2 protein-coding genes and 1 pseudogene are annotated in these 1,052 nt (G+C 55.3%); all 3 read right to left on the minus strand.

From position 1 onward, the window contains the following. Window positions 1-252: 252 nt before the first annotated feature. A pseudogene (locus C5O18_RS10170) lies at window positions 253-441 on the minus strand (integrase core domain-containing protein); the annotation flags it as partial. 8 nt (window positions 442-449) lie between these two features. Then, window positions 450-599 carry a hypothetical protein gene (locus tag C5O18_RS10645; protein WP_158249342.1) on the minus strand — a complete coding sequence of 50 codons (150 nt, stop codon included), beginning with the start codon at window positions 597-599 and terminating at the stop codon, window positions 450-452. Window positions 600-612: 13 nt separating this feature from the next. Further along, a partial coding sequence (locus C5O18_RS10175) for a TIGR02391 family protein (protein ID WP_105193509.1) occupies window positions 613-1,052 on the minus strand: 440 nt, incomplete at its 5' end.

Raw genomic sequence — 1,052 nt, forward strand, 5'->3', positions numbered from 1 at the left:
CAGGAAAATGTACCGATAGCGCATCAAAAAAGCGGGTCAGAACCGGATCACCACCGTTCCAGTGGCGGGGAACGGCCTTAACATCAAAATCAACCTTTCGAGTCTGGATCGGCGTCAAATTCATAAGTCTCTCCATGATGGATTCGGGCCTTGAAAAAGCCTCTTACCAGTCTGATCATTGGACTGTAATTGGTTGACCAACCAAATGTCAATCGGTAATCCCCCCATTTTCCACGGGGTCCAGAAGTAGAGTTACGCGGCCATGGCCAGCCGCTGTTTCGGGGTGATACCGCCCAAGGCCATGTTCGGGCGTTCGTGATTGTAGGTCCACATCCACTGCGTCGCGAAGTCCTGCACCTCGGCCAGCTTGTCGAACTCGTATTGCGTCAGCCAGTCGTAGCGCACCGTACGGTTGAAGCGCTCGACATACGCGTTCTGCTGTGTAGTGGTCAACTAATCCCGGACACGGCTTTAAGTTTTTCTTCCGCAACAGCCGGTGCCAGCCCGTCATTGAACTGATGCGGCCGTATCCAGTTGTACCGGTGCATCGTGGTCTGGAAAATCCCTTTCCGTGAGAAGACAACGATCGCCTCGTCCATTCTTGTCTTTCCGTTATGACGATACGCCCGCAAACTTGGTGGTGCCATCCAGCTTGCGGTGAATCAGCGACACCAGCGTCAGGATGTCCAGTGCGTCCTGCTCGGACATAGGCCAATTCATTTTGGGTGCGTGGGCCAGCGGATTGCGCACAGCGCCGAACAGGCCGATCAGCAGGTTAGCAAAGCCTTTCTGCTCGCTTTTTTCAGACTCAGTGGCAAGCGGCCCCAAGGCGAGAACAGGCTGCTGGCCTGCGAATGCCTTGTTCACCAATTCCGCGCCATCACCGTTCAGACCCGACAATAAGCGAATCCGCTCGGCAACACCCTTCGTGGCCTCGAAAACGGCGTGGAAGTAGTTTTCATCCAGCAACTCAGCACGGCAATAGCTCAGTACCTCCGCATGCACTGCGCGACTTTCCAGCACAGCTTTGAGGCGACCGACACGAGCGCGAG

It is taken from the genome of Amnimonas aquatica (genome assembly GCF_002943415.1).
Classification (GTDB): domain Bacteria; phylum Pseudomonadota; class Gammaproteobacteria; order Pseudomonadales; family Moraxellaceae; genus Perlucidibaca; species Perlucidibaca aquatica_A.